Consider the following 15,778-nt stretch of genomic DNA (forward strand, 5'->3'; position numbering starts at 1 on the left):
CAAGGTTAGGCTTCGCACCATGTCCCAGAGCACCGAGACCACTGACGCTCACTCCATCGGCGGCACCGATGTCCCCGTCGACATCGACATCCACACGACGGCCGGCAAGCTCGCCGACCTCAAGCGTCGCGTGGCCGAAGTCGCCAACGCCGGGTCGACCCGCGCCGTGGAGAAGCAGCACAACCGCGGCAAGCAGACCGCCCGCGAGCGCATCGCGCTCCTCCTCGACGAGGGCACCTTCGTCGAGATGGACAAGTACGCCCGCCACCGCTCGACCGCCTTCGGCCAGGAGGCCAACCGGCCCTACGGCGACGGCGTCGTCACGGGCTACGGCACGGTCGACGGTCGTCAGGTCGCCGTCTTCGCGCAGGACTTCACCGTCTTCGGCGGGTCCCTCGGTGAGGTCTTCGGCGAGAAGATCACCAAGGTCATGGACTTCGCGATGAAGATCGGCTGCCCGGTGGTCGGCCTCAACGACTCCGGCGGCGCCCGCATCCAGGAGGGCGTGGTCTCCCTGGGTCTCTACGGCGAGATCTTCAAGCGCAACGTGCACGCCTCGGGGGTCATCCCGCAGATCTCTTTGATCATGGGGCCGTGCGCCGGTGGCGCCGTCTACTCCCCCGCCGTCACCGACTTCACCGTCATGGTCGACCAGACCTCGCACATGTTCATCACCGGCCCGGACGTCATCAAGACCGTGACCGGCGAGGACGTGGAGTTCGAGGAGCTCGGTGGTGCGCACACGCACAACAGCAAGTCCGGCGTGGCCCACTACATGGCCTCCGACGAGGACGATGCGATCGACTACGTCAAGGCGCTGCTGAGCTACCTGCCGAGCAACAACCTCGAGGACCCGCCGGTCTTCGGCGAGGAGCTCGACCTCGAGGTGACGGACGAGGACCGGGTGCTCGACACGATCATCCCGGACTCGCCGAACATGCCCTACGACATGAAGCAGGTCATCACCTCGGTCGTCGACGACGGCGACTTCCTCGAGGTGCAGCCGCTGTTCGCGCCCAACATCATCTGCGGCTTCGCCCGGATCGAGGGCCGCTCGGTGGGCGTCGTCGCCAACAACCCGATGCAGTTCGCGGGCACGCTCGACATCGGCGCCTCGGAGAAGGCCGCCCGCTTCGTGCGCACCTGCGACGCCTTCAACGTCCCCGTCCTGACCTTCGTCGACGTCCCGGGCTTCCTGCCGGGCACCGACCAGGAGTGGAACGGCATCATCCGCCGCGGCGCCAAGCTGATCTTCGCCTACGCCGAGGCGACCGTCCCGCTCGTCACGGTCATCACCCGCAAGGCGTACGGCGGCGCCTACGACGTCATGGGCTCCAAGCACCTCGGCGCCGACATCAACCTCGCGTGGCCGACCGCCCAGATCGCCGTCATGGGCGCCCAGGGCGCGGTCAACATCCTCTACCGCAAGCAGCTCGCGGCCGCCGAGGCCGAGGGCCGTGACGTCGAGGAGGCGCGCCAGGAGTTCATCACCGCCTACGAGGACGCCTTGGCCAACCCGTACGTCGCAGCCGAGCGGGGCTACATCGACACGGTCATCACGCCCAGCAACACCCGCATGAACGTCAGCCGGGCGCTGCGCGCACTCAAGACCAAGCGCGAGACGCTGCCGCCCAAGAAGCACGGGAACATTCCGCTGTGATGTCCTCGCAGGCTCAGAACTCACAGCGGCTCCACGCTGTGACCGCGGACGACACCGTGACGGACACCCCGCAGGAGGCACCAACCGCGGACGACACCGTGACGGACACCCCGCAGGAGGCACCAACCGCGGCCCCGCACATCGAGGTCGTCGGCGATGCCTCGCCCGAGCAGGTCGCCGCGCTCGTCGCGGTCCTCTCCGGCGTGGACGGAGGCGAGGACGAGCCCTCCGGTCCGGCCAGCCGCTGGGCCTCGCGCGAGCGGCTCGTCCGCGCGACCCTGCACCCGGGCCCCGGGGCCTGGCGGGCATCCGCCTTCCCCGGCTGACGTCCCACCCTGCCCGGCATGCCGCACGTGCTCTCGGTCAACATCGGCCGTCCGATGCTGCAGCGCATCCCCAGGGGTCGGCCGACCGGCATCGGCAAGCAGCCCGTCGACATCATCCGCGTGAGCGACCCCGGCCCGAAGCGGGTCGTCGACGGTGCGGGCGTCTCGGGTGTCGCCGGGGACCACGTCGGTGACGGCCGACACCACGGGGGCGCGGACCAGGCCGTCTACGCCTTCGCCCGCGAGGAGCTCGACGCGTGGGAACGACAGCTCGGACGCGAGCTGCCCCACGGGATGTTCGGCGAGAACCTGACGACGCTCGGCATCGACGTCGACGCGGCCGAGGTCGGCGACCGGTGGCGCGTCGGGACCGCCGTGCTGGAGGTCCGCGGCCCCCGGGTGCCGTGCGCGACCTTCGGCGAGCGCATGGGCGAACGCGGCTGGGTCAGGCGCTTCGCCGCGCACGGCCGCAGCGGCGCCTATCTGCAGGTCGTCGAGCCCGGCGAGATCCGCCCCGGGGACGCCATCACCGCCACTCCCTCGGGGTCGGGGCTGACCGTGCCGACCTACCTGCGCGCCTGGTTCGGGGACCCCGATGCCGCCCGCACGGCTCTCGACTCCGGCGTCCTCACCGGTGACCGGCGCGCCGAGCTGAAGCGGGTCACCGCCCGACGCTGAGCCGGCCCGGCGAGTCACCTCAGAAGAGCGACAACGGCTCGTCCTGCGCGGGCTCGGCCGTCTGGTCGACGACATCATGCGTCGTGCCGGGCCGGGCACCGGGGACACCCGGACCTGCTGTCGGCGCCGCCCCCTTCGCCCATGCCGCGGCCGCGCTCGTCGCGAGCCGGTCGGCGTGCTCGTTGAGCGCGTGGCCGGTGTGGCCCTTGACCCACTCGAAGGTCACCCGCCGCCCGGCCATCGCCGCGTCGAGGGCCTGCATGAGCTCGACGTTGAGGACGGGCTGGCCGTCCTTCTTGCGCCAGCCCTTGCGCTTCCACCCGGGCATCCACGCGGTGATCGAGTTGATGACGTACTTGCTGTCGCAGATGACGTGCAGGTCCTCGTCGAGGTGGGCCGTCTGCTGCAGCAGGTCCAGGACGGCCATCAGCTCGCCCATGTTGTTCGTCCCGTGAGCCCAGCCGCCGCGGTCCCAGCGGTCCTCGTCGATGTACCAGCCCCAGCCTGCCGGGCCGGGGTTGCCGAGAGCGGATCCGTCGGCGGCGGCGGTGAGGATCATGCGGTCACTCCGTGGGGCGAAGGGGGAACGGCTGCGGTCTTCCTATCAGACGGGGCCGGCGTGATCGTGCACCTGGTTGGATCAGCACCCCGCGAGGGCTGCGTTCGGGCCGCGGGATCGGTACCGTCCGGGGCGTGAGCACCGACACACCCCGTCCCACGACCGACATCGACCGCATCGCCGAGGCACACTTCGACGCCGAGGTCGCCCTCTCCCCCATCGACGCGACCTATCTCGGCGTCCCGGGCCACGACACGGACCTGGACGACCTCTCTCCCGAGGGATTCGCCGCCGCCTCCCGATTGCGTCGGGAGACGCTGGGTGCGCTCGAGGGAGCCACGCCCGTCGACGACGTGGACCGGGCGACGCTGGAGGCGATGCGCGAGCGGCTCGGGCTCGGCGAGGAGATGCACGCGGCCGGCCTGGACCAGAGCGAGATCAACGTGCTCGCCTCCCCCATGCAGGCGGTGCGTGACGTCTTCGACGTCATGCCCACGGCGACGGCCGACGACTGGGCGACGATCGCCACCCGCATGGGCAAGGTCCCGACCGCCCTCGAGCAGTGGACCGAGTCACTCGCCGCGTCGGCCGACGTCGGGCGGATCTCCCCCCTTCGCCAGTACGAGCGGTGCATCGAGCAGTGCACCGACCTGACCGCCCCGGACGGGTACTTCGCCTCCTTCCTCGCGGGCGCGAGCATGGACGGGCAGCCGCTCCCGGAGTCCGTCTCCGCCGACCTGCGTCGCTCGGTCGACGCAGCGGCCGGGGCCTACCGCGACCTCGCCGAGAGACTCAAGCCGTTGCGCGACAGGGCTCCCGAAGCGGACGCCTGTGGCCGTGAGGACTACCAGTTGCACTCGCGCGTATTCCTGGGCGCCCGGATCGACCTCGAGGAGACCTACGCGTGGGGGCAGGAGGAGCTCGCCCGGATCACGGGCGAGATGGCCGCGGTCGCCGAGCGGATCTCGCCCGGTGCGACCATCCGGGAGGCCATCGCGCGCCTGGACGCCGACCCCCGGTACCAGATCCACGGAACCGACGCGCTGCAGGCGTGGATGCAGGAGAAGGCGGACGAGGCCATCGAGCTCCTCTCACCGCACATGGACATCCCCGAGCCGGTCCGCACGATCGAGTGCATGATCGCGCCCACGGAGACCGGTGGCATCTACTACACCGGCCCGAGCGACGACTTCTCCCGTCCCGGCCGGATGTGGTGGTCGGTACCGAAGGGGGTCACCCAGTTCGGCACGTGGCGTGAGCTGACGACCGTCTACCACGAGGGCGTGCCGGGCCACCACCTCCAGGTCGGCCAGACCGTCCACCGGAAGCAGCTGCTCAATCGCTGGCGCCGGCTGGCCGCGTGGACCTCGGGCCACGGCGAGGGCTGGGCCCTGTACGCGGAGTGGCTCATGGCCGAGCTGGGCCACATGGACGACCCCGGCAACCGGATGGGCCTGCTCGACGGTCAGTCGCTCCGGGCGGCGCGGGTGGTCCTGGACATCGGGGTGCACTGCGGGTTCGAGGCGCCCGCCGAGGTCGGGGGCGGCGCCTGGACCTACGACAAGGCGTGGACCTTCCTCAGCGCCCACGCCAACATGGACGAGAGCTTCCTGCGCTTCGAGCTGGACCGATACCTCGGGTGGCCCGGGCAGGCCCCGAGCTACAAGATCGGTGAGCGGCTCTGGCTGCAGCTGCGCGACGAGACCGCCCGCCGGGAAGGCGAGGCCTTCGACCTCAAGGCCTTCCACCGCCGGGCCCTCGACATCGGCGGTGTCGGCCTGGACACTCTGCGCACGGCCGTGCTCGGCTGAGCGTCCTGCCCTGTGACCGATCCCCTACTCTTCCCTCATGGGGAGCATTCGGGGGTCCGTTGTCGTCGTCGCGTCGCTGACGCTCGTTGCAGGGTGCTCGCTCGGCGGTGAGAGCGAGGGGCCGACAACGGTGACCGTCACGAGCTCCACGCCGCCAACCCACACCGAGACGACCACCGAGACGCCCACCGCACCCGCATCCGCCACGTCGTCGAGCGCGAGCCCGGCCCCCACGACGACCTCGTCGGCAGCGAGCGCCGGTCTGCCGACGGGCGTCGGCCCCTACGCCGACGGCTTCGTCCGGGCCTGGGGTATCGGTGACAGGGACGCTGCGTCGGCCTACGCGAGCGCTACCGCCGTAAGCAGCCTCTTCGCCTACGACGGTCGCGGCGGCAGCTCGTGGACGCGTGCGACCTCCGTCGACCAGGGCAGCCGGACCCAGGTGAAGTACACCGACGGCACCGGCCAGGCCCTGTACGTCCTCGTCGACACCGCAGCGGCACAGCAGGGATCGCAGGGTGCTGTCGTCGGCGCCAACGCCGAGTGGGAGGTCGACGACTCCGTCCCCATGCCTGGTGACTGGGGCATCGACCCCCCTGCCACGGGGCTCCCCTCCACCGTCACCGAGTACGCGGATGCCTTCGTCCGGGCATGGGGCGTCGATGCCCTGAGCGTGGACGACTACGCGAGCGATGACGTCGTCGCCACGCTCTACACCGACTACGGCAGCGGCGGCAGCAACTGGTCGCGCTCGTCGAGCACCGCTTCCACGGTGACCTACAGCAACACCGACGGGAGCACGCTCGTCCTGACCCTTGATCCGACGACGGTCTCCGCGGGCGAGGGCGAGGGCATCACCGGAGCAACCTTCTCCTGACGACGAAGGGGGCGGCGCAGGACCTCCTGCACCACCCCCTCGCCCAAGTCACCTCAGAGGCGCCAGCAGCTGTTGGCCGTCTTCCAGCCGGCGAAGCGCTTCTCGAAGAAGTGCATCGACTTCTCGACGTGTGGGACCATCCCGCCCACGTGGGTCGGGGTCGCACCCGGGTTGAACGTCACCCGCGTGCCCCGGTCGCACCAGTCGCTGCCCAGCTGCTTGCCGACCTCGAAGGGGATGACCTCGTCACCCCACGCGTGGTTGATCACGACGGGAGCGTTCGGCTTCATCGTGCCGATCCGCTGCTCGGTGACCGCTGTAGCGAAGGTGTCGCCGGCCAGCAGGTCGGTCAGGTTCTCGCCACTCTCGGTGTACTGGCCGGTGTCCTTGAAGGCGTGCTCGAAGAGGTCGAAGACGCAGTCGCCCTCGACGGCCGCGGCCACCTCCTCACCGGCCTCGTTGAGGTAGGGCGCAGGGTCGATGTGCTCGGCCTGGGCCACGCCGAGGAGGGCGAACAGCGCGAAGGCGTTGTACGCACCGGAGTCGATGTTGGCACCAACCGTGGCCAGGTCGGCCGGTGGGGCGCCGATGGCCGACCCCTTGATGGCCAGCTCCGGGGCGTACGACGAGGCCAGCTCGGCGGCCGCAGCCGCCGCGCCACCACCCTGCGAGTACCCCATGAGGCCGACGGGGTTGTCCGCGTCCACGTCGTCACCCTGCAGCGCCTGGGCGGCCCGGGCCATGTCGAGCGCGGCGTGGCCCTGGGCGGCACGCGCCATGTAGGTGTGCGTCCCCGGGGTCCCGAGGCCTTGGTAGTCGGTCATGGCCACGGCGTACCCGCGACCGACCGTGCGAGCGATACCGATCCCCTCGTACTCGACGAGCTCCTCCATCTGCCGGGAGGGGGCACAGCGGTCGGCGATGCCCTGCGTCCCCGGCGTGTAGGAGATCAGCGGTCGCTGCGAGGCGCCCACGTAGTCGTTCCTCGGGACGAAGACGGTGCCCGTCACGGCGATCGGAGCGCCGTCGGCGTCGGTCGAGGAGTACATCACGCGGGTCGCGGTGACCACGCTCGAGGACAGACCCAGGGGGTCGAGCAGGAAGGGCGCGGGCTCCGTGCGGATGACCGTGCCGGGTGTACTCGGGATCTGCGCCGGCGGCTCGTAGAAGTCGGGGCGCTCCGGCTCGGGCGTGTCTGTCAGGGTGGCTGCGCCGGCGGTACCGGGGATGTCTCCCGGACCGGCCTGGGCGGTACCGGCGAGCGGTACGGCGATGGCGATCGCGAGCGCGGCCGCTGCGGCGGAGCGCTTGGAGAAGGAACTCATGTGGGTCCTGTCTGTGTGGCGGGAACGAGATCCCCCGACCGGGCAGGGATTGTCCCCGGACACAGGCGACCTCTTCATCACTGTGTGAGCACAAGTTACCGGTGGGTCATCACCGCGGCAACAGATAGCAGACTGTGCCCATGACCTCGCTCGTCCTCGCGTCCGCCTCCCCCGCCCGCCTCGGTCTGCTGCGCGCCAGTGGCATCGAGCCCGAGGTCGTCGTCAGCGACGTCGACGAGGACGCCGTCGAGGCCGAGGCCCGGCGACTGGATCCCGACCTCTCCCCCGCTGCGCTCGCCCAGGTCCTTGCGGAGGCGAAGGGGACGGCTGTCCGGGACCACCTGGCCGACGACCGCCGGCTCGTCCTCGCCTGCGACTCGGTGCTCGAGATCGAGGGGGCCGTCCACGGCAAGCCCGGCACGGTCGAGGTCGCCCGGCGTCGATGGCAGGACCTGCGCGGCCGGACCGGCGTCCTGCACACCGGGCACTGGCTCGTCGAGCCGGTCGTCGACCGGACCGCCGGTGGGACGGCGAGCGCGACGGTCCACTTCGCCGACGTCACCGACGAGGAGCTCGAGGGGTACCTCGCCACCGGCGAGCCGCTCCACGTCGCCGGCGGCTTCACGCTCGACGGGCTCGGGGCCCCCTTCGTCGAGTCGATCGAGGGGCACCCGAGCACCGTTGTCGGGCTGTGCCTGCCGCTGCTGCGGCAGCTGCTGGGCGACCTCGAGGTGCCGTGGTGGGACGTCGCCTCCGCCTGACACGGACGAAGGGTGGTGGTGACCGCTGCGGCCACCACCACCCTTCGGGGTCGGCGGAGGATCAGGACACGGGAGTCGCCGTCGCGGCCTGCGCGTCGACGATGCCCTTGCCGTACATGAGGCTGAACCCACCGCGGGTCCCGAGCAGGGGGTGGCGCGCGGTGGTGAGGATGGCGTCCTCGACACCGGCCATGGACCGGCCCTGGCCGTAGAGCAGGGCCGCGACACCGGCGACGTGCGGAGTCGCCATCGAGGTACCCGCGTAGGCGTCGTAGTCCGCGCCGCCGCACTCCGCGGTCCCGGTGCCACGCGGGACGGTGGAGATGATGTCGTCCTCGCAGGGGCCACCGAGGGGGCTGCCGGCGCCGCCCGGCGCGGCCACGGCCTTCCCGCTCAGCTTGATCGGCAGCTCGGAGAAGTAGGACTTCAGCTCATTGCGATCGGTTGCGCCGACGCAGATCGAGTCGCTGTTGAAGGCCGGGTCGTTGCACAGCAGGGTCGAGGAGTTGCCGGCCGCCGCGACCGTCAGCGCCCCCTGACCGCGGGCGTACTCGATGGCGCCGATGGTCGTCGTGTCCAGGCCCAGCGCGCCGATCAGCTGCAGGCCGGGCAGGCTGCCGAGGCTGAGGTTGATGACGTCCGCACCGTTGTCGGCCGCCCAGCGGATGCCCTCGGCGATGTCGGCATTCGTGCCCGCGCCGTCCTCTAGCACCTTGATCGGCATGATCTTCGCGTCCGGGGCGACGCCCGCGACGCCGATCCCGTTGTCGGCGACGCCCGCGACCGTGCCGGCGACGTGGGTGCCGTGGGAGTCCGTCTCCTGGCCGACCCCGTCGACGCCCTTCCACCCGCCGTCCCCGCAGGAGCCCTCGTGGCCCTCCTCGCAGACGAAGGTCGCGCCCGCCACGAGCTGGCCGGCCAGGTCCGGGTGACCGAGGTCGACGCCGGTGTCGACGACCGCGACGGTCGCACCGTCACCGGTCGTCTCGGCCCACGACTCCTCGGCGTTGATCTGGTCCAGACCCCACAGGTCTGGACGAAGGGGGTCGCTGGTCGCCGCTCCGGCGCCACCGGCGGTGGCCACGAGACCGACCGCACAAGCGGCTGCCGCCAGGGGGGCAGTCCATCGAATGCTGCGCTGCATGGTGGAAATCCTCCGTCAGGGAACCCGGCGGAGAGGACCTCCGCCGATGACTACCAGAAGGTAACAACGCGGCGGGGATCGTGCAGCGCGAGGAGCGCGAGGCTCGTCACACCGGCGGGATGTCCCGCCGACGGGTGGAGAAGGTCCGCTCGCGACCGCGCGCGTGGCGCAGGCGGGTGAGCAGCTCGTTACGCAGCCCCTCCGGCTCAATCACCTGGTCGAGCACGAGGTCGGCCGCAAGGCGCTCGAGGTCGACGTCCTCCTCGTACTCGGCGCGGGCCTTCGCGATGAACTCGTCGCGGGCGGCCGCGCCGTGCTCGGCCTCGACCTGGGCGATCTTGTTGGCGTAGACGGCGTTGACCGCAGCCTCGGGGCCCATGACCGCGATGCGGGCGGTCGGTAGGGCGATCGTCGCGTCGGGCGCGAAGCCGGGCCCGCCCATGGCGTAGAGACCGGCGCCGTAGGCCTTGCGGATGACGACGCAGAACTGCGGCACGGTCGCCGAGGAGACGGCCGAGACCATCTTCGCGCCGTGGCGGATGATGCCGCCGCGCTCGACCTCGGAGCCGATCATGAAGCCGGGGACGTCGGCCAGGTAGATCAGCGGGATCGAGTAGGCGTCGCACAGCCAGATGAAGCGTGAGGCCTTGTCGGCGCTGTCGGTGAAGAGCACGCCGCCCTTGGCCATCGAGTTGTTGGCGACGATGCCGACGGTCTCCCCCGCCATGCGGCCCAGGCCGACGACGAGCTCGGGGGCGAAGAGGGACTTGACCTCGAAGAAGGAGTCGTCGTCGACGAGGCCGTCGATGACGTCGTGGACGTCGAAGGGCTGCGACTCGCGCTCGGGGATGGTCTCGTGCGTCAGCTGTGCCGCCGGTGGCTCCGGCGCGTACGACGGGAGCTCGCTGTGCCAGTTGAGCGGCAGGTAGCTCAGCCAGATCCGGGCCGTCTCGATGGCCTCGGCGTCGTCGGCGACGAGGACGTCACCGACGCCGCTGACGGTGCAATGCATCCGGGCGCCGCCCATGTCCTCCAGCGAGACCTTTTCCCCCACGACCATCTCGGCCATGCGGGGGCTGCCGAGGTACATCGACGCATTGCCCTCGACCATGATCACCAGGTCGGTGAAGGAGGGGATGTACGCGCCGCCGGCCGCGCTGGGGCCGAAGAGGCAGCAGACCTGCGGCACCTTGCCGGAGAGTGCCACCTGGTTGTGGAAGATGTGCCCGGCGCCGCGGCGCCCGGGGAACATCTCGACCTGGTCGGTGATGCGGGCACCGGCCGAGTCGACGAGCCAGAAGACGGGCAGCTCCTCGCGCAGCGCCATCTCGGTGGCGCGCACGATCTTCTCGACCGTACGGGCGCCCCACGAGCCGGCCTTGACGGTCGGGTCGTTCGCGATGACGATCACCGGCCGCTCGTCGACGAGACCGCGTCCGGTGACGACGCCGTCGGCGGGCAGGCCCTGGGCGAGGGCGTTCGCGTAGCGGCCGTCCTCGACGAAGGACCCCTCGTCGACGAGCAGCGCGATGCGGTCGCGGACGTAGAGCTTGTTCTGCGACTCGAGCTTGGCTGCGGCCTTCTCAGAGGGACGCTCCGAGGCCTCGTGGGCCTCGGCGATGCGGCGGCGGACGTCCTCGACCTTGGGGTCGAGCGGGTACGGGGTGGACATGTCGCTCCCTTCGCTCAGGCCGGGAGGCCGAGGTGGCGGGCGATGACCATGCGCTGGACCTCGGAGGTGCCCTCGCCGATCTCCAGGATCTTGGCGTCGCGGTAGAACCGCGCCACGGGGTACTCCTCCATGAAGCCGTTGCCGCCGAAGATCTGGGTGGCGATGCGGGTGGCGCTCACCGCGGCCTCGGAGGTGTAGAGCTTCGCGATGGAGGCGGCCTTCGCGACCTCCTTGGTCGAGCGCAGGCCGCGGTCGGCCCGGTCCTTCAGCCACGCGGCCTTGTAGGTGAGCACGCGGGAGGTCTCGGCCATGACGGCCAGGTCGGACACCTGGAAGGAGACGCCTTGGTTGGCTCCGATCGGGCGGCCGAAGGAGGTGCGGGTGCCCGCGTACTCCGTGGACAGCTCGAGCATCCGCTGGGTCAGGCCCGTCGCGAGGGCGGAGATGGCGATCCGGCCGTCGTCGAGGGTCTTGAGGAACTGGCGGAAGCCCTTGCCCTCCTCGCCGACGAGGTTGCCGACGGGTACGCGGCAATCGGAGAAGCTCAGGCCGTGCGTGTCGGAGATGTGCCAGCCGAGCTTGTCGTAGGGCTCCTCGACGGTGAAGCCGGGGGTGCCGCTCGGGACGATGATCGCCGAGATCTGCGCGCGGCCGTCCTCGCTCGTCCCGGTCCGGGCGGTCACGGTGACGAGGGAGGTGATGTCGGTGCCGGAGTTGGTGATGAAGGACTTGGCGCCGTTGATGACCCACTCGTCACCGTCGCGCTTGGCGGTCGTCCGGGTGCCACCCGCGTCGGAGCCGGCGTCGGGCTCGGTCAGGCCGAAGCCGGCGAGCGTGCGACCGGCGACGAGGTCCGGCACCCACTCGTCCCGCTGGTCGTCGTTGCCGAAGGACAGGATCGGGTTGATCCCCAGGCCCACCCCAGCGGAGAGGGTGATGCCGATGGACTGGTCGACGCGGCCCAGCTCCTCGATCGCCACGCACAGGGCCGTGAAGTCGGACTGGACGACGCCGTCGACCGTCTCCGCGGAGCCGCCCCAGCGCTCGGGGACGACGAGGCCGAAGAAGCCCATCTCGCCCATCTTCCGCACGACCTCCAGCGGGAGGTGGTGGTCCTTGTCCCACTGCGCGACGTGCGGCTCGACCTCGCCCTCGGCGAAGTCGCGCACTGCGGCGCGGAAGTCCTCGTGGTCCTGCGAGAGCTCGAACATGCCCGACCTTTCCCGGCGCCCCGACATCCTCGCCGGCGTCGCCACTGCTTGACGTTGACGTCAACGTAAAGCATGCTACGGCTCATGACAAGTCCGACGAAGGGGGCAGGGCGTCGGGGGACGAGCGGGTCCCCCGACGGGAGCGACGCCGTCGACCCTGCGGACCGGACGTGGACCATCCGGGAGATCGCCGATGAGTTCGGCATCACCACCCGCACGGTGCGCCACTACGAGGACATCGGCCTGCTCTCCCCCGAGCGCGTTGGCACGACGCGCATCTTCCACCGCCGTGAGCGCACCCGGCTGTCGCTGATCATGCGCGGGCGGCGACTCGGCTTCCCGCTCGACGAGATCGCCACCATCGTCAACCTCTACGACGTCCCGCGCGGCAAGCGGAGCCAGCTGGAGTACGTCCTGGGGCAGATCGACGAGCGCCGGGAGGACCTCGAGCAGCGACGGCGTGACATCGAGTACGCGCTGACCGAGCTGGGCACCTTCGAGCAGCGCTGCCGCGACGAGCTCGACGCCCTCTGACGGAGGCGCACCGTGGTCACGCGCGGGTACGTCACCGGCGGGCGGCTTTCGCCTGCTTCTTGAGCATCTTTGTCTGCACCCGGCGCCCTTGGGCTGTCACCATCGGCACCACAGCCAGGCCGACCCGCGGGAAGACATCGCCGACGCGCGACACAACCCCACGCCAGCCCGGGATCGCGGTGACCAGGCGCGGCCTGTCCAGGACATCGCCCACGACCTCGACGACCTCCTCGGGCCGGAGCAGCTTGCCGGAGAAGGACAGCGCCGACCCCGGGTCGTCGAGCTTGTCGTGCAGCATCGGGGTCCAGATGCCATCAGGACAGATGCAGCTGATGTCGATGTCCTCGACCCCGGCGGAGCGCAGGTCGGCGATCGTGCTCAGGCTGAAGCCCATGACCGCATGCTTGGACGCGGCATAGACCGTCTCCCCGGGCACCGCCGTGATGCCGGCGAGCGAGGCGATGTTGACGATGTGGCCACCACCGGCGCCCTTCATGGCGTGGATCGCGGCGACCGTACCGTTGATCGTCCCGAGCGCGTTGACCTCGAGCATCAGCCGACGGGTGGCGTCGTCCTGCTCCCAGGCCGGACCGGTGAGCAGGACACCGGCGTTGTTGACCCACACGTCCAGGCCAGCGGCGATCTCGACGATGCGGTCACGGGCCGCGACCACCTGCGTCTCGTCGCGCACGTCCACAGCCATGGCAGTGGCCGACTCCCCCAGGGCGGCGGCAGCCCCCTTCGCCGCCGTCTCGTCGACATCGGTGACGAGCACCCGGTACCCGCGCTCGACGAGCAGTCCGGCGATCTGGCGACCGAGACCGCGACCGGCGCCGGTGACGACCGCTCCCCCGCAAGGGCTCATCGCCGACCCGCAACGATCCGGCCGTAGTCGATCCCGCCGTGGTGGTAGGTCGGCACGATCGGCCAGAAGCGCTTCCACGGGGCCAGCTCGCTCGAGGGCAGGATCTGCAGCCAGCGCGGGTCCTTCGTGGACGGGTCCGCGAGCGTCTTCTCCTTGACCATCGAGTCGTACTGGTCGAGCGAGTCCTCGAGGGTGTTGCCGTTGGGGCAGATCTCGCGTCCGTACTGCTTGTGGTAGATCTTCACCCCCGGGATCTTCGACTGCTCGGGCTGCCAGTTGTCCAGGGCGATGCCGTTCTCCGACGAGACCCACACGCCGTCGGGGGTGTTGACGACGAGCGAGTGGTTGCCGTCGGTGTGGCCGGGAGTCCACAGCAGCGCGATGCCGGGTCCGAGCTCGATGTCGCCCTCGAAGGTGGCGAACTTGTCCATGTCGACGCCCTCGAGGCTGCCCTCGACGTACCAGGCCCACTGCATCGGGTGCAGCGACTGGAGGGTGGCCAGCTCGCGGGTGTTCACGAGCATCTTCGCGTCGCCGAAGATCGGCTGCCGCGGAGCGCTCTCGCCGGGGATGATCGCGGACGAGCCGAGGATCATCCGCGGATCCTGCACGTGCAGGTGGTCGAAGGCGCAGAAGTCGATGTCGTCCGCGGTCAGGCCCAGGGTGGCGAGGACGTCGTCGGGCTCGTTGTAGTAGTTGACGATGAACTTCTCGGCGCGGTTGGCGCCCGGGATCTTGTTGGTCAGCTTCTGCAGCTTGCTGAAGAAGGGCGCCTGGGCCGAGCCCTCGGGCACGGTCGGCTCGAAGGCCAGGGTGCGCGGACGGCCGTCCCAGTCGTCGTACTGCACGACGACCATGCGGTTGATGATCGGGATGAGCGGCATGTGGGGCGCCGCGACAGCCGTGTTGAAGCCGTACTTCACGGGATACGGAGCGGAGGCGATGTCGACGGACTTGACCGCGGTGACCTGCCCCTGGCTCTTGAAGCGCGCCTTGTACTTCTCGGCTGCCTCGCGCACCGCCCGGAGCCGGTCGCCGCGCGGCCACACCTCGTGGACACCGTCGAACTCCGGGATCGAGCGGGCGCCGATCGCGGCGAGCTCGGCCTCCAGCGACTGGTCCTGCGGCTGGGTCGTCATGGTGTGGTCCTCCTGTGGTGCGGGCACGGTTGCCACCACTGTCTACGAAGTGACTCCCCAGTACTTGACTCAGCGCGACAGGTTGTCGACATCGGGGTGGGCTCCGTCACGTCGCAACCGGCGCGCGCTGACGCCGTACCACCGGCGCACCGCCCGGGTGAGCGCGCTCTGCTCGCTGAAGCCCAGCAGTGGTGCCACTCGGGCGAAGGGCATAGTGGTCCCCGCGATGTAGCGCGCGGCCGCGACCCGACGCACGTCGTCGAGGACGAGCCCGAAGCTCGTCCCCTCCCCGGCCAGTCGCCGCTGCAGGGTCCTCGGGTGCACCGCCAGCAGGCGGGCCACCTGCGTGAGCGAAGCAGGGACTGTCCCCAGCCTTTCGGTGAGGGCTCCGCGAACCTGCACCGCAGCGAGGCCTTCGGGGTTGGTGTGGTTGGCCGCGAGGTGGGCAAGCGCGACGGTGCGGATGGCCTCGTCGGCGTTGGCGAAACGAGCATCGAGAACCTGCTGGTCCAGGCGGAGCGCGGCCACCGGCGCATGGAATCGTGTTGTCACGCCGAAGACCCCGGTGTACCGCTGGATCGACGAGAGGGGCGCGTGCGGCAGCTCCACCGACCTCAGGCCCTCGATCCCACCGAGCATTGCGGCTGAGATCCGCAGGAGCAGCGCAACCCCCAGCTCCATCGCCTGGGGCGAGTAGGGCGACTCCCGCAGGTCCTTGCGGTAGGTCACGGCAACGACCCCGGTAGCGCCCTGCGGGTCGTCCTCGACCCCGATGCGCAGCGCCGGGCTGTGCACGAACATGAAGCGGGTGACGCACTCCAGCGCCTCGGCCACGGTCGATGAGGACTCGATCGCCACGGCGAGCGGTCCGAGGATGCCCAGGCCCTGTCGCTCGGCCAGGCGCAGGCCGAAATCGGGACAGCCGAGCTCATCGGCGGCCGCATCGAGCATCAGGTCGTGGGCGGTGATCGAGATCAGACCGTCGTCGCCCTCGAGGACGGATGGCGGGATGCGGAAGCGCCGGAACAGGTCCACGGGGTCGCCACCCTGCTCCTCGACCAGCGACCCGAACCCGCGCAGGCTGGCGGCACGGATCAGCGCCGTGTTGCCGGTGACGCCTGTCGTGGCAGGGTGCATGGCGTCAGTCTGCCCCTTGGCGCAGGAGCGAGGGCCGCAGTCCTGACCTAGGATCATCGCGACACCGGTTGACATTTGC

At 70.4% G+C, this 15,778-nt stretch carries 14 protein-coding genes and 1 pseudogene; 7 read left to right on the plus strand and 8 right to left on the minus strand.

Features of this window, described 5'->3' with window-relative positions:
- The first annotated feature begins 19 nt into the window (after nt 1-19).
- Genes PVE36_RS11165 through PVE36_RS11175 form a run of 3 tightly spaced genes read left to right on the plus strand, consistent with a single transcriptional unit; the run spans nt 20 to nt 2,664 of the window.
- Complete coding sequence (locus PVE36_RS11165; protein WP_277452385.1) at nt 20-1,660, plus strand: acyl-CoA carboxylase subunit beta; 1,641 nt, start codon at nt 20-22, stop codon at nt 1,658-1,660.
- A gap of 56 nt (nt 1,661-1,716) precedes the next feature.
- Nucleotides 1,717-1,986, plus strand: coding sequence for an acyl-CoA carboxylase subunit epsilon (locus PVE36_RS11170; protein ID WP_277452388.1), 270 nt, complete (start codon nt 1,717-1,719; stop codon nt 1,984-1,986).
- Between the two features lie 18 nt (nt 1,987-2,004).
- Entirely contained in the window at nt 2,005-2,664 is a 660-nt protein-coding gene (locus PVE36_RS11175; RefSeq protein ID WP_277452389.1) for an MOSC domain-containing protein, read from the plus strand.
- A 106-nt stretch (nt 2,665-2,770) separates the two neighbouring features.
- Here the strand turns inward: PVE36_RS11175 and PVE36_RS11180 are convergent.
- Nucleotides 2,771-3,223 (minus strand): annotated as a pseudogene (locus PVE36_RS11180) (ribonuclease H); the annotation flags it as partial.
- A gap of 134 nt (nt 3,224-3,357) precedes the next feature.
- On the opposite strand from PVE36_RS11180, the gene PVE36_RS11185 reads away from it, so the two are divergent.
- On the plus strand, nt 3,358-5,034 hold the full coding sequence (locus tag PVE36_RS11185) for a DUF885 domain-containing protein (protein WP_277452392.1): 1,677 nt from the start codon (nt 3,358-3,360) through the stop codon (nt 5,032-5,034).
- A gap of 37 nt (nt 5,035-5,071) precedes the next feature.
- Nucleotides 5,072-5,911 carry a hypothetical protein gene (locus PVE36_RS11190; protein WP_277452395.1) on the plus strand — a complete coding sequence of 280 codons (840 nt, stop codon included), beginning with the start codon at nt 5,072-5,074 and terminating at the stop codon, nt 5,909-5,911.
- Between the two features lie 53 nt (nt 5,912-5,964).
- On the opposite strand, the gene PVE36_RS11195 is transcribed toward PVE36_RS11190, so the two are convergent.
- Nucleotides 5,965-7,236: a lipase family protein gene (locus PVE36_RS11195; RefSeq protein WP_277452397.1), complete on the minus strand. Its 1,272-nt coding sequence runs from the start codon at nt 7,234-7,236 to the stop codon at nt 5,965-5,967.
- A 140-nt stretch (nt 7,237-7,376) separates the two neighbouring features.
- On the opposite strand from PVE36_RS11195, the gene PVE36_RS11200 reads away from it, so the two are divergent.
- Entirely contained in the window at nt 7,377-7,997 is a 621-nt protein-coding gene (locus PVE36_RS11200; protein ID WP_277452400.1) for a nucleoside triphosphate pyrophosphatase, read from the plus strand.
- Between the two features lie 61 nt (nt 7,998-8,058).
- Here the strand turns inward: PVE36_RS11200 and PVE36_RS11205 are convergent, their stop codons facing one another.
- The 3 genes from PVE36_RS11205 to PVE36_RS11215 form a co-directional block, all read right to left on the minus strand.
- On the minus strand, nt 8,059-9,141 hold the full coding sequence (locus tag PVE36_RS11205) for a S8 family serine peptidase (RefSeq protein ID WP_277452402.1): 1,083 nt from the start codon (nt 9,139-9,141) through the stop codon (nt 8,059-8,061).
- Nucleotides 9,142-9,247: 106 nt separating this feature from the next.
- Nucleotides 9,248-10,813, minus strand: coding sequence for an acyl-CoA carboxylase subunit beta (locus PVE36_RS11210; protein WP_277452403.1), 1,566 nt, complete (start codon nt 10,811-10,813; stop codon nt 9,248-9,250).
- Between the two features lie 14 nt (nt 10,814-10,827).
- Nucleotides 10,828-12,024, minus strand: a complete 1,197-nt coding sequence (locus tag PVE36_RS11215) for an acyl-CoA dehydrogenase family protein (protein ID WP_277452404.1) — start codon at nt 12,022-12,024, stop codon at nt 10,828-10,830.
- 84 nt (nt 12,025-12,108) lie between these two features.
- On the opposite strand from PVE36_RS11215, the gene PVE36_RS11220 reads away from it, so the two are divergent.
- A complete protein-coding gene (locus PVE36_RS11220) occupies nt 12,109-12,558 on the plus strand; it encodes a MerR family DNA-binding transcriptional regulator (protein ID WP_277452405.1) in 450 nt (149 codons plus the stop codon).
- A gap of 31 nt (nt 12,559-12,589) precedes the next feature.
- Here PVE36_RS11220 and PVE36_RS11225 read toward each other — a convergent pair whose 3' ends face one another.
- The 3 genes from PVE36_RS11225 to PVE36_RS11235 all read right to left on the minus strand — a co-directional run bounded on the left by PVE36_RS11225 (nt 12,590) and on the right by PVE36_RS11235 (nt 15,699).
- On the minus strand, nt 12,590-13,423 hold the full coding sequence (locus PVE36_RS11225; RefSeq protein ID WP_277452406.1) for an SDR family oxidoreductase: 834 nt from the start codon (nt 13,421-13,423) through the stop codon (nt 12,590-12,592).
- The gene (locus tag PVE36_RS11230; RefSeq protein WP_277452407.1) at nt 13,420-14,562 is read right to left on the minus strand and encodes a hypothetical protein; all 1,143 of its coding nucleotides are present in this window, start codon (nt 14,560-14,562) and stop codon (nt 13,420-13,422) included. Before PVE36_RS11230 ends, PVE36_RS11225 begins: the two co-directional genes overlap by 4 nt.
- A 69-nt stretch (nt 14,563-14,631) precedes the next feature.
- Entirely contained in the window at nt 14,632-15,699 is a 1,068-nt protein-coding gene (locus PVE36_RS11235; protein ID WP_277452408.1) for an AraC family transcriptional regulator, read from the minus strand.
- Between the last annotated feature and the right edge of the window lie 79 nt (nt 15,700-15,778).

Source organism: Janibacter sp. DB-40, assembly GCF_029510815.1.
Lineage (GTDB): Bacteria > Actinomycetota > Actinomycetes > Actinomycetales > Dermatophilaceae > Janibacter.